Raw genomic sequence first — 18,497 nt, 5'->3', positions numbered from 1 at the left:
GTTAACGTACCGTTATTTATGATACTAGAGTTTTGCCTGAGAAGTCAATATCTTTTACTCTTTCTGATTTTCAATCTGTTCTGCAAGATCATTTAAATATACCCAGCGATCCATTTTTTCATCCAGCTTCTGCTGGATTTCCTGCTGCTCGTCGGAAAGCTCCCTGAGTTTTCCCGCATTTGTGGCATTGGCAGCCATCTCTTTGTCGATCTGCTCCAGACGTTCTTCCAATGCTGCGATGTCATCGTCAATAGTGTCAAATTCTTTCTGTTCTTTATAGGTGAATTTCAGTTTCTGTTTCCGGTTCTGTTTCCAGGTATCTGCAGCGGATTTCTTTTTCTCAGGCTCAGCTGTTTCTCCCTGTACTGTACCGCCATTCATATCTGAACGCGTTTCCAGAGACTGTCCCTTTCTTTCCTTTGCTTCCAGATAATCCGTATAACCGCCCTCATACTGGACAAGCCGGCCATCTCCCTCAAATGCCATAATACGGTTCACCACATTATCCAGGAAATAGCGGTCATGGGACACTGTGATCACGATGCCGGAAAAAGAATCCAGATAGTCCTCAAGAATGGTCATGGTGGGAATATCAAGATCATTTCCGGGCTCATCAAGAAGAAGAACATTTGGCGCCTCCATCAGAACCTTCAAAAGATACAGTCTTCGCTTCTCACCTCCGGAAAGCTTCTCCACCGGGGTGTACTGCATGGCCGGATCAAAAAGAAATCTCTCAAGCATCTGGGAAGCTGTGATCCTTCCTTCTTTTGTCGGAACATATTCCGCCACCTCACGGATATAATCAATCACTCGCTGTCTTCCATCCATATCCGGAACGTTTTGTGCAAGATACCCGATACGGATCGTTTCTCCGATCTGAATCTCTCCGGAATCCGGCAAGATCAGTCCATCTGCCATTTTAAGAAGTGTGGACTTACCGCAGCCATTTGGCCCGATGATCCCGAGACGCTGATCACGAAGAACAATATGATCAAAATCATTGATCAAAAGACGACCTTCGATGGTTTTACTTACATGATGAAACTCTATGGTTTTCTTTCCCATACGGGTCTCAATGGAATCCATTTCCACATTCTGCTCTTTCAGCGGGGTTTTTCCCGCCTTCAGTGCTTCCAAACGGTCAAGCCTTGCTCTCTGTTTTGTACTTCTGGCACGACAGCCTCTTGCTGCCCATTCCAGTTCCATCCGAAGTACACTGCGGCGCTTCCGGTCACTGGCAAGCTCCATTTCCTCTCTCTGCGCTTTCAGCTCCAGAAATCTGGAATAATCTCCTGCATAGGAATATAATTTTCCGTGGCTGATCTCCAGGATCCGGTTTGCCACACGATCCAGGAAATAACGGTCATGAGTGACCATGATCACCGTCCCACGAAAATTCCGGAGAAAATCTTCCAGCCATATGACCATTTCTCCGTCCAGATGGTTGGTAGGCTCATCCAGGATCAGAATGTCAGCCGGATTTAAAAGCATCCTTGCCAGCGCCACTCTTTTCTTTTCACCACCGGAAAGATTATCCATATTGATATTCTGATCGGTAATACCAAGTGTATTCAGCATGCGTCTGGCCTCACTTTCGGTACTCCAGTCCTTCTGCCATTTGCCTTCTGCCACATAGTCCAGAATGGTCATATGCTGCGGAAATTCCGGAGTCTGGGGAAGCCAGCTGATCCGGATCCCGTTCTGGGTGATCACCTGCCCTTCGTCCGGTTCTTCCTCTCCAGCGATCACGCGGAGCAAAGTAGTTTTACCGGTTCCGTTTACACCGATGATACCTATTTTTTCTCCCTGATCGATGCCGCAGGAGATATCATCAAATATCACCTTATCTCCAAAAATTTTGTGGATATGTTCTATATTAAGAATGTTCATGCGCATTTTCTCCGTTTTCTTCCAAAGTATATAAAAATCATTTCCATGATAGCGAATTTCCACGATTCCGTCAAGAATCACTGTTATGACAGGGGAAAGGGCTGTACCTCAAATCTAGAAGTACAGCCCTCTTGGGGGATTGTTTTTTATCTGGATCTTGGTCAACAGTTTCTGGTGTCGCCAGCTGCTGCCCTTATTTTTCGTATATCCACCGCCTTTCGTATCTTTTGACGCTATTGTAAAAAAATTATCAGGAAATGACAACAGACCTGTGACAAAACGACAGTTTCCATGAAATATGACATTTTTATGTTAAATATCTGCTAAAAGCACGTTCATTCCTGATAATTTTCTACACAATACGTCATTTCAGGCTAAAATCCGATATTGGATATACATAAAAGTTATGATATACTATTTTTACTACTCTTTTATAAACCGGAGGTTATATTATTTTGAATATTGCAATTATTGATGACATCTCAACGGATGCAGAAGCCCTGAAGAATATCGCTGTTTCCTATTTTGAGAAAAAACAGATCCGGGCAGAAATCTGTCATTTTTTCAGCGCAGAAGAATTTTTTGAAGATTATCAGCCCGGAAAATTTCAGATCCTGTTCCTGGATATTTATATGGACGGAATGACAGGTATGGAAGCTGCGCGCAGGATCCGAAGACAGTCCGATAACTGCATCCTTGTTTTTGTCACTACCAGCAGTGATTTTGCTGTGGAAAGCTATGATGTAGGAGCCTCCTATTATCTTCTGAAACCATTTCAGCCAGAAAAACTCTGTTCCATTCTGGATTCCTTTCAATCCAGGCATTTACTGGCATCCCGTTACATTGAAGTCGTTTCTGACCGGGTTCCCATCCGGGTCCCTCTGCGCAGTATTTTATATGCAGATACATTCCGAAATGCAGTGTGCCTTCATACCGACGCCGGTCCGGTCCGTTCTTATCTTACCTTTCACAAATTTGAGGAGCAGATCCGGGACTGTCCTAATTTTCTCTCCTGTTATCGTGGCTGTGTCGTTAATATGGATCGTATACAGGAAGCTTCTGAAGAAGGCTTCCTTCTGGACAACGGAGAGGTCGTCCAGATCCGGAAACGTGGCTCTTCTGCTATCCGTAAAGCCTATCTTCAGTATCTCTTTGCGTCAGATGAAGAAATATCTCAGCTTTGAAAATGCCATTTTCAGACTGAAAATCCGCAAATCCTCCATAACGTGCTGCAATTTCCATGATCGACGCAGTTCCGATCCCCTGTCCGGAATGCTTACCTGAAAAAAATCCTGTTTTATTTCTGCGTAAGGGATCTGTACAGCTGTTCTCTTCTTTTATAAGAAGTTTATTACTTCTGGTACGTATCTGTACACGGACAAATCTGGAACTGCCTTTCGGACAAAGCTGTGCCGCTTCTATGGCATTTTCCAGAAGATTTCCAAAGAGACGACAAAAATCTGTATCCTGGATCCCTGTTTTTTCCGGTGCTTCTACCTGACACTGAAAAACGATCCCGTTTTTTCTGCATAGTTCTTCATAATAATGTAAGATCGCATCGGCAACCTGATTTTTACAGTAAGAATGATAGGGCAAACGTTCCTGAAATTCACGGGTATACCGGCAAAGGTATTTCTGCATTTCTCCATACTGCTCACGTTCCAGTAATGCAGACAGAACACGAAGGTGCTGACGCATATCATGACGGACACGGCTGGTTTCTTCCATCTGTTCTTTTAATCGGTCGTAATGATTTTTCTGGGCAAGGAGACGAAGTTCAGTCTGATGACTGTATACCTCATAAGTCAGACGGATCTTATATGCTTCTGACAGGTCTCTCCACAGAACACAGCCAAACGCAGCTGTCAGTATCAGCCCACCTGTCTCCGGGAAACCTCCTCCCAAAATCGGCTCATAAAGATACCCTATCCGATCTGCCACAAGGGAACAGGCATAAATCGTTGTTCCCACCAAAACGATCTTTCCATATCTGCAATCTGTTTCTCCAAAAGTATTGAGCAGCATATAGATCGCTGCCACCCATTTGACTGCCTCACTGATCCAGACAACATCATAAAGAAGCCTGGCTGAAGGAAGTATATCCGCAAAAATCTCCAGAAAGAAAGCTACTACGATCCAGAGATCGATCAAAAGAAACAGATATATGCCCCTTTTTTTTCCTATAATACAATCCTCAAGCCGGATCATGCAGGAAAGGATCAGATAATAGATCATAGTTTCCAGGGCATACCAGGGCCTCGTGGGAAGAAGAAAAAAATTTTGTACCAGGGAGCATAACGAATATCCTGCCACACAGAGACAGACCAGATTAAAAATAGCAAATTCTTTTGTCCTGGTTCTGACATGTACCATAAGAGTCCCAAACATGATACAGATACAGAACGCAATGGCACAGCCGCTTCCGAGTACCCGCAGTCCTCTCTGTATGCTTACACGGACCGGAGATCCCAAAACCGGAATAGCCTGGATTCCGGATCTGATATGGCTTTTGTCTGCTACTGCTATGACAATCTCTACAACCCCGGATCCCTGAAACGTAAAAACACGGTTCATGACCCGGTCCATATAGGTTTTTTCGTCAGGATCCCCCACTTCCCCGGCCAGTTCTCCATTGATATAGATTCGGTATGCGGAAAAAACCTCCGCCATAGATATCGCCCAGATTTTTTCCTCTTCGGGCAGGATCAGAAACATCCGGTATGTCCCACATCCATACGTAGAAGCCTCTTTATTCCCCAGTTCCATTTCATTACGTTCTCCGATCGAAATATAACAACTGTAATATCCTGGATCCTTTTTCAGCATCTCAGGTGTAAGCAGCTTTCCCGGAAAATATTGCCATTCCCTGGCAAGATAATGTAGCTTTGCCGCCGCATCTTTATCATCCAGACAAAGGATTCCCTGAATGGGCTGCTCGCCTTTCGCTGTATATTCATTATTTATGAGATACATCATAAAAAAAGCAGTCATAGATAACACCACAGTAAGTCCAAAGATCAGGGTCCATTGCCTACTTTTCTCCTTTATGACTGTCACCTCGCTTTCCGGATCTGCTTCGGATTCCTACGATCAGCACTGTTATCATTGTTGCTGTCGTCAGGACTGCCACTGCAAAAGGATTCTCTTCTATATCATCTATTTTCCGACCTCTTACGCAGAAGATTCCTGTCTCGTCCGTGTCAACGATCAGAAGATCCTGCTTTTTATCCAGGAATGTCTTTAGTTTTCTTCCTCGGGAATCCGTAATTTCCATAGTTTCCGGATCTCCGTTGGGAAACATCTCTTTTACCGGTATCATGATCCGGCTCCCCGGAATATCCGTGATCTTCTGAGTGCCTTTATAGATCTTTATTTCATATGAATGATTGGAAACCTTTTGTACCAGTGCCTGTATTGTACCATTCTCTGCTACCTTCCAGCTTTGTGCCACAGAAGCAGGGATACGAAGACTGATTCCTTCTTTTTCAAAATTTATATCTCCCATATATTTCAGGATAAGATCCAGACGTTTTCCACTGATCACAGTCCATTTTTCAGTAACAACTTCTGTTACTTTTCTGGCCGGCTGCTGTACTTCAGGTTCAGCCCGTACAGTCCTCGTGCTATAAATCATACCGACACACAGCGCAATAACTTCAAGTATCAACCAAAAACCATATCGTATTGTTTTTTGCAGATTATACATATCTGGTCATCCCCATTACATATGTTTCATCTATCTGCATCCAGAATACCTCTTTTTCAGCTTTCAGGCAATCAAATCTATACGTAATAAATCGACATCTTTCGAACAAAACAAAGGTGCTGATCACTGCTATTGCACAGAATCAGCACCTTTTCATATATCGTTATTTCTTTTTCTGCATACCTGGAAATCGCCGAAAATAATAGATGACAAACAGTACCGCAGTAATTATCCAGGACACCGGATAACTGAGCATGATACTGTCGATCCCCGGATGAGATCTTACAAAAGCAAACAACCAGATGATACGTAAAAGACAGACTCCTCCACAGGTCAAAATCATAGGAACCAGTACTCTTCCGGCACCACGCAGCGCTCCGGAAAGAATTCCGATCACAACATAAATAGCATAGGACGGAATCAGGAAACGGATCATATGCACCCCAATGTCTACAACCACCTGATCTGTTGTAAACAAATGGTAGATCGGATTTGCGAACAGAATAAGTGCTCCGCTTACAATAAACGCCGAAATGTATGCCATCACCATACAGACGCGGACACTTTTTCGCATGCGGTGGTATTTTCCGGCACCATAATTCTGTCCCACAAAGGTGGTAATTGAGATGGCAAAAGCATTGCATACCATCCAGAACACCGCATCAATCTTTCCCATAGTTCCCCAGGCTGCAACTGTGTCAGTCCCCAGTTCATTGACAAAAATCTGAATGGTGAGATTGGCAATATTATACATCACCGATTCCAGTCCTGCCGGAAGTCCAATCCTGAGAACTGCCCCCAAAGACCGGAGATCAAAACGAATCTCATGAAATTCCAGACGATAAATATCCTCTGCGCGCATCAGGAACCAGGTTACAAGGATGGCACTGACTGCCTGGCAGCTGACTGTTGCAAGTGCAACACCGAGGACTCCCATATGGAAGATCACTACAAATACAACATCCAGCAAAATATTCAACAAACAGGTAATGATCAGCACATAGAGCGGTCTTTTGGAATCCCCCACTGCTCTTAAGATACTGGATACCATATTATAGACCAGATTAAAAAATGTTCCCGCAAAATAGATATGCAGGTACAACACAGAATCCGGTATTACTTCTGCCGGTGTTTTCATCAGGTGAAGGATCGGCTCAGCCAGGATAAAACCTGCTGTTCCCACAATAATACTGGCAGCCAGGCAGAAGATCATGGATGTGTGAAGTGCTTTTTTAAGGTTTTTGTGGTCTTTCGCTCCGTAAAACTGAGAAATCACTACAGACGCACCGGAACATAAACCTACAAAAAAACCTACGATGAGATTCACGATCATACTGGATGAGCCTCCTACTGCTGCCAATGCTTCTTTTCCCACAAAGCGGCCTACTACAACTGTATCGGCAGTATTGTAGATCTGCTGGAACAGAGTTCCAAACAAAATCGGAAAAAAGAATATCAGAAGCTGCTTCCAGATCACACCCTCTGTGATCTGGTTCACGGCGGTATTTTTCTGATTCTTGTTCTGTTTCATATTTTTTTATTTCCCCCCAGAGTATAAAAAAAGCCGGTATACTTATCTCAGCATACCAGACTCTTTTCGCATCATATATTGACTGTCTAATTAAAATTAGTCCTCAACTTTGATGATTTCCTTCTTATTGTAGCTTCCGCAAGCTTTGCAAACTCTGTGTGGCATCATAAGTGCTCCACATTTGCTACATTTAACAAGGTTCATAGCGCTCATTTTCCAGTTCGCTCTTCTCTTGTCACGTCTAGCTTTGGAAGATTTGTTCTTAGGACAAATGGACATAGGTTACACCTCCTTAAATTTACTGAATATATCACTGATAGCTGCCATGCGGGGATCCTTAGGCTCCTCCTTGCATCCGCAGGGACCTTCGTTTAGGTTCTTCCCGCAGCGGCTGCAGATACCTTTACAGTCTTCTTTACATAAGACCTTTAAAGGCCAGCATATCAATACCTCAAGATAGACCAACCGGTCCACATCCAGGTTCATACCTGTGAGATAGCTGCTTTCATCCAGATCATTGACACGCTCTTCATCAGAAAGCTTCATATCAAGCTTCTTCTTAAATTCCAGCGGTATCTCGACGGCTACTGTCTCAAGACAGCGGTCACAGGGAATGCCCACTGTAATCTTACCGGTTCCTGTAAGCTCAAGAACCTTATCACCGGTATTGGTGATCGTAAGCTCTACCGGTTCCTTCGCAAGTACCGGAAAACTTCCCATCTGAAAATCAATCTTCTCCAGTTCAGGAATAACTGATTCCTGGATCGTCTTGCCATCACAGGAAGAAATGTCTAATAAATGAATCTGCATAAGTCTCTCCTATCCACACTCAATCCATTATACATATGGTCTTGTGATTTGTCAACGTTATTTTCGGGAAAATATTACATTTTTTTAATTTTTTATTACTGTTGGCTTAATCAGAAATTCGGGGTAAATTACGGGGGTGGACCTTTAATTGTCCGCCCCCCGAATGTATACTGCTGATCCACAGTAATATATAATTCTGCCTGATTACCGATCATGCCCGAACGGTTCTGTACCGGTACTGAAACAGCTGATTATACCAGTGCTACAGTCTCACGGCAGATTGCAAGCTCCTCGTTTGTCGGGATAACTGCAACCTTAACCTTGGAATCCGGTGTGGAGATCACGATTTCCTCGCCACGATGTCCGTTAGCATCTTTGTCAAGTGTTACGCCAAGGTATCCGAGATAGCTGACAACCTTCTCACGTACCGGGATCGCATTCTCACCGATACCTGCTGTGAAGACGATCGCGTCAACACCATTCATTGCTGCAACATATCCGCCTACGAATTTAGCGATGCCATAGCAGAGAACGTCGATGGCATTAGCTGCATCCTCGTTTCCGCCTTCAGCTGCCTCGTTGAGGTCACGGAAGTCGCTGGAAAGTCCGCCGGAAAGTCCGAGAAGACCAGATTTCTTGTTGAGTACGTTCATAACGCCCTCAATGTCCAGGTTCTCTTTCTTAGCAATGAACTCCATGATAGCCGGATCGATGTTACCGGAACGAGTTCCCATAACAACACCTTCAAGTGGTGTAAGACCCATTGTTGTATCTACACATTTGCCATTTACAACTGCGCTGATGGAAGATCCGTTTCCAAGGTGGCAGACGATAACTTTGGAGTTGTCTTTGTCAAGGCCAAGGAAATCAACAGCTCTCTTGGATACGAAGCTGTGGGATGTTCCGTGGAAACCGTATCTTCTTACTTTATATTTCTTGTAGAAGTCAAGCGGAAGTCCATAGAGATATGCTTTAGCAGGCATTGTCTGATGGAAAGCGGTATCAAATACGCCTACCTGCGGTACGCCTGGCATAAGCTCTGCACATACACGGATACCAATGAGGTTAGCCGGGTTGTGGAGCGGTGCAAGGTCATTGCACTCTTCTACTGCTTTGATCATCTCGTCTGTGATCACTGCAGAAGAAGCAAATTTCTCGCCTCCGTGTACGACACGATGTCCAATCGCATTAACCTCTTTAAGGCTTCCGATTGCACCTGTTTTATCGTTTGTAAGAGCATCCAGTACCATCTGGATCGCTTCTTTATGTGTTGGCATAGCTGCCTCTGTGATCTCTTTGTCACATCCGGCTTTCTGGTATACCAGTCTTCCGTCAATACCGATTCTCTCGCAGAGACCCTTTGCAAGTACATTCTCTGTCTCAGAATCGATTAACTGATATTTTAATGAAGAACTTCCACAGTTGATAACTAATACGTTCATGATTTAACTCTCCTGATCTTTTAATAATTATTTATCCTCTGCCTGGCACTGTACTGCTGTGATCGCTACAACACCTACGATATCATCTGCAGAGCATCCACGAGACAGGTCGTTTACAGGTTTTGCGATACCCTGTGTAACAGGTCCGTATGCTTCTGCTTTACCAAGACGCTGAGCAAGCTTGTATCCGATGTTACCTGCATCAAGGTCAGGGAATACCAGTACATTAGCTTTACCTGCTACTTCGCTTCCCGGTGCTTTGGATGCGCCTACGCTTGGAACGATAGCTGCATCAAGCTGGAACTCTCCGTCAAGTTTAAGCTCCGGATGCTCCTCTTTGGCAATTCTTGTAGCCTCTACGACTTTATCTACGTCAGGATGCTTTGCACTTCCCTTAGTGGAGTGGGAAAGCATAGCTACGATCGGCTCCTCCTGAACAAGAAGCTTAAAGGACTCAGCAGAAGATGCTGCGATCGCAGAAAGCTCATCCGGAGTCGGGTTCTGGTTCAGACCGGAATCAGCAAATACGAATGCACCGTTTGCACCATACTCGCAATCCGGAACAACGATCAGGAAGAATGCGGATACAAGCTTGGTTCCCGGTTTTGTCTTCAGGATCTGAAGGCATGGACGAAGTGTATCTGCTGTAGAATGGCATGCACCGGATACCATACCGTCTGCATCCCCCATCTTAACCATCATTACGCCATAGTATGGGTACTGAGTATGAAGGATCTCTTTCGCTTTCTCAGGTGTCATTCCCTTCTTTGCTCTCAGCTCTACAAATTTATCAATATATGCCTGAGTTCTGTCAGATTTCTCCGGATCTACGATCTGTGCACCGGAAATATCAAAGCCGCCCTCTGCAGCTTTCTTGTTGATCTCTTCCTCATTACCGATGAGGATGATCTTTGCAACTCCCTCTTTCAGAATCTTGTCAGTTGCCTCAAGAGTTCTCATATCCTCTGTCTCTGGCAGTACAATTGTTTTTACGCTTTCTTTTGCTCTTTTTTTAAGCAGTTCAACAAATCCCATGATTAAATGGCTCCTTTCTTGATGTAACAAAAACGCTAGTGTCTGTTCGGGCACTACACTATGTTTATTATACCCCCTTACCCTTTTCTTTTCAAGCGTTTCATTGTCAGAAAATGGCTATACTGCGTATTTTTTGAAGTGCAATTGTTACTGTTTACCGACAATGTTCTGCGATGTGTTTTTTGTGAATAAAAATCACAGATAGCCCGAGGATTTCGGCGCATGATCATAAATTTGCGTGATTTCTGTATCTCACAAAGGGTGTTGCCGGGCCCAGAGCGGACAGCAACATTCGGTTTTATGGCAGCAAAACAGATTTCGAATGCCGCTTAACTTTTTACATTGCTTATGTTAAAATAGCACCATTATAATTTTCAGAAATGGCAGGTACTTTTTTATATGAAAGTTGTTGGAATCATTGCAGAATATAACCCATTTCACAAAGGTCACGAATACCAGATCCGCTATGCCCGGGAGATCCTTGGTGCTGATTATATTGTGATCGCCATGAGCGGGGATTTTGTCCAAAGAGGGGCTCCTGCCCTTATGGAAAAACATCTCCGGGCTGAGATGGCTCTTCTCGGAGGCGCCGATCTGATCCTGGAAATGCCGGTACAGACAGCAACGGCCAGTGCGGAAGGATTTGCCGCAGGTGGCGTAAGCCTTCTTGACGGGCTTGGTGTTGTAGATGAGCTATGTTTCGGAAGTGAATGCGGAGATACAGAGACTCTTATGAATATTGCACAGATTCTTGTAAAGGAACCGTTTGAATACCGCAAACTCCTTCAGCAGAATCTTCGTACCGGAATGAGTTTTCCTGCTGCAAGAAGCAGTGCTTTGATCCGTTACATGCGAGAAAAAGCCACTTCCGTGCATAACACATTCGGCGTTTCATCAGAACATATTGAACTCATTCTTTCTTCTCCCAATAACATCCTGGGAATCGAATACTGCAAAGCGCTTCTCCGTCTTAACAGCCGTATCCTTCCTCACGCACTTTTAAGAAAGGGAAGTGGTTATCATGATACGGATTTTTCTCTTCTTTCCGACGAAGAATTTCCCTCTGCTTCCGGCATCCGGAGCCTTATGAAAAAATCCGAAGGAACTGTGCAGTCTGCTGATCTTTCCCGGTTGATCCCTTCTGCTTCCCTTCCCGGATTCCTGGATTCTCTCAAAAAAGGAGCATGGCTTTCTGACTCAGCACTGGATCTTCCTCTGCATTACAAACTGCTTCTGGAATCCGAAGAAACTTTAAAAATGTATCCGGAGCTTTCGGATGCACTGATCCGGCGTATCCTGAAATCCCGAAATCAATATGAAGGTTTTTCCCAGTTTGCGGATCTTTTGAAAACACGGGATATTACCCGTTCTGCTATCTGCCGCAGCCTTGTCCGGATCTTTCTTGACCAAAAAACAAAAGCACCCGGACACATTCCCTATGCCCGGGTACTTGGCTTTCAAAAAAACAGCGCTCCGCTTCTCAGCCAGATCAAGAAAAACTCCTCGATCCCGCTGATCACCAAAGCCGCCGATGCATCTGCGATCCTCGATGAAACTGCGCTTCGACTTTTTAATGAAACCTGTGCGGCTTCCAATCTTTACGAAATGCTTCTCTGCCACAAAACAGGTCAGCCTTTCATCCACGAGATGAAAAAGCCGCTGCGGATCATTTAAGATCCACAGCGGCTTGAACGCTGATAAGTAATCTTTTCATGGCTGGAGATCGGATTTTGAACAACTTTCAGTTATTCAGTTTAATCCGCTTTTTCGGATCGCTTCCACTGCTTCCCGGATCTTCTCCGGCGGAAGTACCAGGGCGAAACGTACGTAGCCCTCTCCGTGGGGACCAAAGCTTGCTCCCGGAGTCACGATGACGCCGGCCTTTTCCATCAGTTCCATACAGAATGCCATGCTGTCGGTGCGGCCACCCGGGATCTTCGCCCAGACAAACATGGTGCCTTTTCCATTTGGAAGTTCCCATCCGATATCACGAAGTCCCTGGCAGAGAGCATCTCTTCTCTCCTGGTACTTCTGACACTGTTCTTTTACGCTATCCAGCGGTCCCTGAAGTGCTGCAATAGCTGCTTTCTGAAGCGGCAGGAACATGCCGAAGTCGATCTGGCTTCTCAATTTGCGAAGCGCTGCGATCACATCCGGCCGGCCTACCAGAAAACTAAGTCTTGCGCCTGTAACATTGAAGGATTTGGAAAGACTGAAAAATTCCACTCCAATATCTTTCGCTCCCGGAGTAGCCAAAAAACTTCCTCCAAATGCCCCGTCAAAAATAATATCGCTGTACGCATTATCATGAATGATCAGAATATCATATTTTTTCGCAAATTCCACGATTTCTTCGTAAAGTCCCGGAGTGGCAATGCTTCCTACCGGGTTGGACGGCAGGGATACTACCATATATTTAGCCTTATTCGCTATTTCTTCCGGAATTCCCTTTACATAGGGAAGGAAATCATGCTCTGCAACCAGCGGATAATAGTAAGGAACTGCTCCTGCCATCAGACTTCCTGCTGCAAATACGGGATAGCACGGATCCGGAAGAAGTACTGTATCTCCCTCATCACAAAGCGCCATGCCAAGATGCCCCATTCCTTCCTGGCTTCCATAAACAGTCATTACCATGTCCGGTGTCAGTTCCACATCAAAACGTTTCTTATAATAAATACAGACTGCATCCAGAAGCTCCGGCAGATCACGGAGACTGTATTTCCAGTTGTTGTCATCCATAGCTGCTTCCGCTACAGCTTTCTTGATATATTCCGGAGTCTTGAAATCCGGAGTTCCCACACTCATGTTATAGATCTTCATGCCCTGTGCTTCCAGCTCCATACGCCGGTTGTTCAGAGCAGCAAAAATTTCATCTCCAAATCGGTCCAGTCTTTTTGAAAACTGCATATCATTCGTCCCTCTTCCATAATAAAATCAAACGGATATTCGCAATCCGCTTCGCTACTTGCTCATAAATGAAATCACAAAGTGATTTCATTTATTTTATCACGGTAACGTGACATACTCAAGAATTTTCATAAAAAAAGAACCATCACCTGTGTAAAGCAGCTATTCATTTTCCACTTTACACACGATCGGTAACGGTTCTTCATTATTTATTCCGTTTATTCAGACAAAAGAATACGGTCATTATCCAAAGCCTTGCCCACTCCCGTTTTAAATTTCTCAAGAAGGCCATCCACGGTCATATCCTTCTTCTCTTCCCCTCCGATATCCAGCACGATATTGCCGGAGTCCATCATCAGGATACGGTTACCAAGATCAATTGCTGACTGCATATTGTGTGTGATCATCAGACAGGTCAGCTGATTTTCTTCCACGATCCGTCTGGTGAGATTAAGGACTTTCTCAGCAGTTCCCGGATCAAGGGCTGCAGTATGCTCGTCCAGAAGAAGTAATTTCGGCGGATTCATGGTTGCCATCAAAAGCGTCAGCGCCTGTCTCTGTCCACCGGAAAGAAGACCTACCGGATGGCTCATCCGCTCTTCCAGCCCAATGTCCAGCTTCTTTAATTCCTCACGAAAACGCTCTTTTTCCTGCCGGGTCGTGCGAGAAAGCCACCCACCCTTGCCGGCTGCAAGTGCAAGATTCTCTTCGATCGTCATTCCCGGTGCAGTACCACGCATCGGATCCTGATAAAGACGTCCGATCTCTTTTGCGCGTGCATGCTGCGGCATAAATGTGATATCCCTGCCATCCAGCTCGATCGAACCGGCATCTGTAAGAAAATCACCGCAGATTGCATTAAAAAGTGTTGATTTTCCTGCACCATTGGAACCGATGATCGTAGCAAAGTCGCCTTTTTTCAGTTCCAGGGAAAGATCTGTGATTGCCTTTTTTTCGTTTACGGTTCCCGGATTAAATGTTTTTGAAATATGGCTGATTTTTAACATAGATCATCTTCCCCCTTTTGTATGAGTCATTCTTCTTCGGATCTGCGGCCACTGTTTCTTAAGATACGGACCGGAAATTGCAAGAACAACGATCACAGAAGATACCAGTTTCAGCATAAATGCCGGCATGTTGAAACGAAGTGCGATGGTATACACAAGGCGGAAGATAAAGGAACCAAGCACCATTCCCACCGCTCTCACAAAAATTCCTCCATGTCCGAGAAGAGTACCTCCGATCAGCAAGGATGCCAGTGCGATGGTGACCATACCCTGACCGATGTTGATATCTACGGATTTCTGTGACTGAGACAGAAGACATCCGGAAAGTGCGGTAAATGCATTTGCCACGCAAAGGCCGATCACAGTTGTAAAGACCGGATTGATGGAGGAAGATTTTACCATATCAGAATTATTTCCGGTTGCCCGGATCGCAAGGCCAAGTCTTGTTTTCAGAAAGAATACCAGAAATACGATCACGAGGATCACTGCGATGGCTGCAATGAGGATATCTTCCCTGCCTTTTAACGGTGTACCTGCAAGCGCATCCTTCATCATGGTAAATACTGTGGTCGTCCGATTCATATTGATCAGGGATGACCCTCCCATGACCGCGATATTTACGGAATATAACGCCGTATTTACAATGATACCTGCAAGCAGGCTGTCTACTCCCAGCTTCGTCTGCAGGATAGCCGTTACAAATCCTGATGTAACACCTGCTGCCATGGCTGCCGCAATGGACAGAAACGGATGTCCGCTTACAGCAACTACGGCTCCTACAGCGGCCCCGAAGGTAAAGCAGCCATCTGTAGAAAGGTCGCAGACATTCAGCATGGAATAACTAAGGAACAAAGCAAGAACTGTCAGAGAACAGATCAGTCCAAGCTTCAGGGCAGTCTCCCCGAGGGAGAGCATAGTTGCAATCGTCACAGTGATTTCCTCCAATTGGATTTATTTCATAACTGCTCACAAAAGTGAGCGGTTAATTTATTTTGATTCTACTTCATCAAAGCTTTCTGCAGTTGTGATCTCATTTACCTGTGTGCAGAGAGGCTCAAATGCCTTCTTTACGGTATCGAAATCAAGTCCAAGTGCCTTGCAGGTTTCTGTATTAACTGTTGCAGTACCATTGTCAAAGGTTTCAACAGCTGTCTTAGACGGATCCGCATTATCTATCAGGATGTCAGCGATCATATCGGCTGTTTTCTGTCCCAGATTTGCATAATCAACACCATATCCTACAAAGGCACCATTTAATGCAAAGGAGTCGGCACCTGTGTAGTGCGGGATTCCTGCGTCGATGAATTTTTCATAAATAGAAAGTTCTGCTGTCATGATGGTGTTGTCCGTAGGTGTAAATACGGCATCCACACCGTCAGCGATCAGTGCATCTGCTGCGAGCTGGACTTCATCGGTAGTGGTTCCGGTACGCTCTACATATTCGATTCCCTCTTTATCCAGATAATCTTTTGCTTCCTGGATCGCTGTTGTGGAGGAATCCTGTCCGACATCATAGAGAAGACCGATCTTCTTTACATCCGGATTCTGTGCCTGGATCAGCTTCATGATAGAAGAAGTATCCAGGTAATCGCTAGTTCCTGTGATATTTGCACCAGGAGCACCCAGAGAATCTACAAGACCGGAGCCAACCGGATCAGATACTGCGGAGAAAACAACCGGTGTATCGCTTCCCTCTGTAGCGGACTGCATACGCATTGCTACTGGTGTAGCCACACCAACCATCAGATCAACCTTATCCGCCTGAAAATCTGAAATGATCTGTTCCATAACACTGGCATCTGCATTACAGTTATCATAAGACACATCAAATGTGACACCCTTTTCTTTGCCAAGCTCCTCCAGACGGGACTGGATGTTGTCTACGATCTGGTTCAGGGAAGCATCATCTACATAATTGCAGATGCCCACTTTAAAATCCTCCGCCATAACCGGGCTTGTCATCATCATAGTTGTTGCTGCTACTGCTGCGATCACTAACATTCTTTTTTTCATGGTTTTGTTCTCCCTTCTTATTTCCGCTTATGATTACCTTTTGTACACCTTGCGGTCTGCTTTTCCGGAACAACTTTCATGCGACAGAATCGCTTTTCCTGTAACACAAAAACCGCCCCAAGCTTATATCATGCTTGAGACGGTAATAAAAGTTCTTTATTATCGCGGTACCACTCAAATTGACGAATCGTCCACTTTCCGGTGTACTAACATACACTCCTCATTGGTAACAGGTTCGGTTCCCGTCGGCGCCTACTGTACAGATAAATAGTTCGGGCCGCCCTCGAAAGTCCATTCAACATCTGGTCCCCTGCGGATTTCCACCATCACCGCTCTCTGTGAAGCTTCCTGAAATGTTTACTTCTCTTTCTCACTGGTTTGTTTTTTAAGTTGTGTTTACTTTAGCACATCAACGTGAGTCTGTCAAGCCCAAAAATAAAATTAATTCTTAAAGCTGTGGATCGGTGCCGGGATCCTTCCACCTCTCTGTACAAATGCATCACAGGAGAAGGAATTTACAGGCATGATCGGAGCATAGCCAAGAAGACCTCCGAACTCAACCGTTTCGCCCACACCCTTACCGATAACCGGGATGAGACGTACTGCAGTTGTCTTCTGATTTACCATACCGATAGCAGACTCATCTGCAATGATACCTGCCAGTGTAGTCGCCTTGGTATCTCCCGGAACTGCGATCATGTCCAGACCAACAGAGCATACACAGGTCATGGCTTCCAGCTTCTCCAGAGTAAGCGCTCCCTCGTTTACCGCATCGATCATTCCCTGATCCTCGCTGACAGGAATAAAGGCACCACTTAATCCGCCCACAGCAGCTGCTGCCATAACGCCGCCTTTCTTCACCTGGTCGTTGAGAAGTGCAAGCGCTGCAGTTGTTCCAGGTGCACCGGCTCTCTCAAGGCCGATCTCTTCCAGGATCTCAGCTACGGAATCACCGATAGCCGGTGTCGGTGCAAGAGAAAGATCCACAATACCAAACGGCACGTCAAGACGCTTGGATGCCTCACGTGCAACCAGCTGTCCAACTCGTGTAACTTTGAATGCGGTACGTTTGATCATCTCGCAGAGAGTTCCGAAGTCCTCGCCACGAACCTGCTCCAGAGCTTTCTTTACAACGCCAGGGCCACTGACACCTACGTTGATGATGCAGTCCGCCTCTGTGACACCGTGGAACGCGCCTGCCATAAACGGGTTATCATCCGGTGCGTTACAGAATACTACCAGCTTGGCACATCCAAGAGAATCCTGGTCCTTAGTAGCCTCTGCTGTTGCGAGGATGATCTCGCCCATCAGCTTTACGGCATCCATGTTGATACCGGTCTTGGTGGAACCAACGTTTACAGAACTGCAGACGCGCTCTGTTTCTGCCATTGCCTGAGGAATGGAGCGGATAAGAAGCTCCTCTGCCGGAGTCATTCCTTTGCTTACCAGTGCAGAATATCCGCCGATAAAGTTAACGCCAACTTCCTTGGCACATTTATCCAGCGTTCTTGCGATGGTCACAAAATCCTCCGGTTTCTTACATGCAGCCCCGCCAACCAGAGCAATGGGTGTTACGGAAATTCGTTTATTTACAACCGGGATACCGTACTCGGTTGCGATCTCATCACCGGTAGCTACCAGATTTCTGGCCTTTGTGGTGATCTTTTCGTATATTTTCTGATTCAGTGCATCCAGGTCAGGATCGATACAGTCCAGAAGGCTGATCCCCATGGTGATGGTACGCACATCCAGATTCTCCTGCTCGATCATTTTATTTGTCTCGTTTACCTCAAAAATATTGATCATTTTATTTTCTCCCTGATGATTGATGTAAAGTAGATATCATATGCATTCGCAATCCGCATTCGCTGCTTGATCATACTCGATGCATCATGTTAAAAATATCTTCATGCTGGCAGTGGATCACAACACCGATCTCCTTACCCAGATTCTCAAGCTCTTTTGCAAGTTCACCGCCATCCTTTTCACATTTTGCTGTGTCTGCGATCATCATCATGTTGAAGTAACCCTGAACGATGGTCTGAGAAATATCCAGAATATTAACCTGATTCTCTGCAAGATATGTACAAACCTTTGCAATAATTCCTACTGTGTCATTTCCTACTACTGTGATAATTGTCTTCTTCATCGTT

General features: G+C 45.2%; 16 protein-coding genes and 1 other annotated feature. Of the genes, 2 read left to right on the top strand and 14 right to left on the bottom strand.

The genetic code is table 11. The features are described 5' to 3' along the window. Nucleotides 1-54 precede the first annotated feature (54 nt). Entirely contained in the window at nt 55-1,890 is a 1,836-nt protein-coding gene (locus tag GPK58_RS05785) for an ABC-F family ATP-binding cassette domain-containing protein (protein ID WP_022427037.1), read from the bottom strand. 455 nt (nt 1,891-2,345) lie between these two features. Between GPK58_RS05785 and GPK58_RS05780 the strand changes: the two genes are divergently transcribed. Continuing rightward, nucleotides 2,346-3,074 (top strand): LytR/AlgR family response regulator transcription factor, encoded by a 729-nt coding sequence (locus GPK58_RS05780; protein ID WP_114002550.1) that lies wholly within the window; start codon nt 2,346-2,348, stop codon nt 3,072-3,074. Here GPK58_RS05780 and GPK58_RS05775 read toward each other — a convergent pair. The 7 genes from GPK58_RS05775 to pta form a co-directional block, all read right to left on the bottom strand. Then, complete coding sequence (locus tag GPK58_RS05775) at nt 3,013-4,881, bottom strand: GHKL domain-containing protein (protein WP_173741176.1); 1,869 nt, start codon at nt 4,879-4,881, stop codon at nt 3,013-3,015. The two genes, GPK58_RS05780 and GPK58_RS05775, sit on opposite strands and share 62 nt — an antisense overlap. Before the next feature lie 40 nt (nt 4,882-4,921). Further along, entirely contained in the window at nt 4,922-5,524 is a 603-nt protein-coding gene (locus GPK58_RS05770) for a hypothetical protein (RefSeq protein ID WP_129975058.1), read from the bottom strand. Nucleotides 5,525-5,759: 235 nt separating this feature from the next. Continuing rightward, nucleotides 5,760-7,127 (bottom strand): MATE family efflux transporter, encoded by a 1,368-nt coding sequence (locus tag GPK58_RS05765; RefSeq protein WP_021652545.1) that lies wholly within the window; start codon nt 7,125-7,127, stop codon nt 5,760-5,762. Nucleotides 7,128-7,223: 96 nt separating this feature from the next. Next, nucleotides 7,224-7,406, bottom strand: a complete 183-nt coding sequence (rpmF, locus tag GPK58_RS05760; protein WP_015525241.1) for a 50S ribosomal protein L32 — start codon at nt 7,404-7,406, stop codon at nt 7,224-7,226. 3 nt (nt 7,407-7,409) lie between these two features. Further along, entirely contained in the window at nt 7,410-7,937 is a 528-nt protein-coding gene (locus GPK58_RS05755; RefSeq protein ID WP_021652543.1) for a YceD family protein, read from the bottom strand. Between the two features lie 251 nt (nt 7,938-8,188). Beyond that, nucleotides 8,189-9,379 carry an acetate/propionate family kinase gene (locus GPK58_RS05750; protein WP_118369303.1) on the bottom strand — a complete coding sequence of 397 codons (1,191 nt, stop codon included), beginning with the start codon at nt 9,377-9,379 and terminating at the stop codon, nt 8,189-8,191. Between the two features lie 27 nt (nt 9,380-9,406). Continuing rightward, the gene (gene pta, locus GPK58_RS05745; protein ID WP_015525244.1) at nt 9,407-10,414 is read right to left on the bottom strand and encodes a phosphate acetyltransferase; all 1,008 of its coding nucleotides are present in this window, start codon (nt 10,412-10,414) and stop codon (nt 9,407-9,409) included. Nucleotides 10,415-10,813: 399 nt separating this feature from the next. Between pta and GPK58_RS05740 the strand changes: the two genes are divergently transcribed. Continuing rightward, a complete protein-coding gene (locus GPK58_RS05740; RefSeq protein WP_215638343.1) occupies nt 10,814-12,088 on the top strand; it encodes a tRNA(Met) cytidine acetate ligase in 1,275 nt (424 codons plus the stop codon). A 75-nt stretch (nt 12,089-12,163) separates the two neighbouring features. Here the strand turns inward: GPK58_RS05740 and GPK58_RS05735 are convergent, their stop codons facing one another. From GPK58_RS05735 to GPK58_RS05710, 6 genes are all read right to left on the bottom strand, one after another. Continuing rightward, a complete protein-coding gene (locus tag GPK58_RS05735) occupies nt 12,164-13,324 on the bottom strand; it encodes a pyridoxal phosphate-dependent aminotransferase (RefSeq protein WP_015525246.1) in 1,161 nt (386 codons plus the stop codon). Between the two features lie 218 nt (nt 13,325-13,542). Then, a complete protein-coding gene (locus GPK58_RS05730; RefSeq protein WP_015525247.1) occupies nt 13,543-14,331 on the bottom strand; it encodes an ABC transporter ATP-binding protein in 789 nt (262 codons plus the stop codon). Between the two features lie 3 nt (nt 14,332-14,334). Further along, the gene (locus tag GPK58_RS05725; protein ID WP_092070086.1) at nt 14,335-15,246 is read right to left on the bottom strand and encodes an ABC transporter permease; all 912 of its coding nucleotides are present in this window, start codon (nt 15,244-15,246) and stop codon (nt 14,335-14,337) included. Nucleotides 15,247-15,318: 72 nt separating this feature from the next. Beyond that, nucleotides 15,319-16,344, bottom strand: a complete 1,026-nt coding sequence (locus tag GPK58_RS05720; RefSeq protein WP_215638342.1) for an ABC transporter substrate-binding protein — start codon at nt 16,342-16,344, stop codon at nt 15,319-15,321. Between the two features lie 132 nt (nt 16,345-16,476). Further along, nucleotides 16,477-16,727 (bottom strand) — a binding site (T-box leader). Nucleotides 16,728-16,785: 58 nt separating this feature from the next. Continuing rightward, the gene (locus tag GPK58_RS05715) at nt 16,786-18,150 is read right to left on the bottom strand and encodes a PFL family protein (protein WP_015525248.1); all 1,365 of its coding nucleotides are present in this window, start codon (nt 18,148-18,150) and stop codon (nt 16,786-16,788) included. Nucleotides 18,151-18,220: 70 nt separating this feature from the next. Further along, nucleotides 18,221-18,493 carry an ACT domain-containing protein gene (locus tag GPK58_RS05710; protein WP_015525249.1) on the bottom strand — a complete coding sequence of 91 codons (273 nt, stop codon included), beginning with the start codon at nt 18,491-18,493 and terminating at the stop codon, nt 18,221-18,223. Nucleotides 18,494-18,497: the final 4 nt, after the last annotated feature.

This window comes from Blautia sp. MCC270, assembly GCF_018785605.1.
In the GTDB taxonomy this organism is placed as follows: domain Bacteria; phylum Bacillota; class Clostridia; order Lachnospirales; family Lachnospiraceae; genus Blautia_A; species Blautia_A fusiformis.
The sequence above is the reverse complement of the archived record's forward strand: the minus strand, read 5'-3'. Positions and strand labels throughout refer to the sequence as shown.

Bases quoted from the DNA above. Each gene is read 5' to 3' on its own strand.
- GPK58_RS05785 (WP_022427037.1), bottom strand. From the start codon at position 1,890: ATGAACATTCTTAATATAGAACATATCCACAAAATTTTTGGAGATAAG.
- GPK58_RS05775 (WP_173741176.1), bottom strand. From the start codon at position 4,881: ATGACTGCTTTTTTTATGATGTATCTCATAAATAATGAATATACAGCG.
- GPK58_RS05770 (WP_129975058.1), bottom strand. From the start codon at position 5,524: ATGATTTATAGCACGAGGACTGTACGGGCTGAACCTGAAGTACAGCAG.
- GPK58_RS05765 (WP_021652545.1), bottom strand. From the start codon at position 7,127: ATGAAACAGAACAAGAATCAGAAAAATACCGCCGTGAACCAGATCACA.
- rpmF (WP_015525241.1), bottom strand. From the start codon at position 7,406: ATGTCCATTTGTCCTAAGAACAAATCTTCCAAAGCTAGACGTGACAAG.
- GPK58_RS05755 (WP_021652543.1), bottom strand. From the start codon at position 7,937: ATGCAGATTCATTTATTAGACATTTCTTCCTGTGATGGCAAGACGATC.
- GPK58_RS05750 (WP_118369303.1), bottom strand. From the start codon at position 9,379: ATGAACGTATTAGTTATCAACTGTGGAAGTTCTTCATTAAAATATCAG.
- pta (WP_015525244.1), bottom strand. From the start codon at position 10,414: ATGGGATTTGTTGAACTGCTTAAAAAAAGAGCAAAAGAAAGCGTAAAA.
- GPK58_RS05740 (WP_215638343.1), top strand. From the start codon at position 10,814: ATGAAAGTTGTTGGAATCATTGCAGAATATAACCCATTTCACAAAGGT.
- GPK58_RS05735 (WP_015525246.1), bottom strand. From the start codon at position 13,324: ATGCAGTTTTCAAAAAGACTGGACCGATTTGGAGATGAAATTTTTGCT.
- GPK58_RS05730 (WP_015525247.1), bottom strand. From the start codon at position 14,331: ATGTTAAAAATCAGCCATATTTCAAAAACATTTAATCCGGGAACCGTA.
- GPK58_RS05725 (WP_092070086.1), bottom strand. From the start codon at position 15,246: ATGCTCTCCCTCGGGGAGACTGCCCTGAAGCTTGGACTGATCTGTTCT.
- GPK58_RS05720 (WP_215638342.1), bottom strand. From the start codon at position 16,344: ATGAAAAAAAGAATGTTAGTGATCGCAGCAGTAGCAGCAACAACTATG.
- GPK58_RS05715 (WP_015525248.1), bottom strand. From the start codon at position 18,150: ATGATCAATATTTTTGAGGTAAACGAGACAAATAAAATGATCGAGCAG.
- GPK58_RS05710 (WP_015525249.1), bottom strand. From the start codon at position 18,493: ATGAAGAAGACAATTATCACAGTAGTAGGAAATGACACAGTAGGAATT.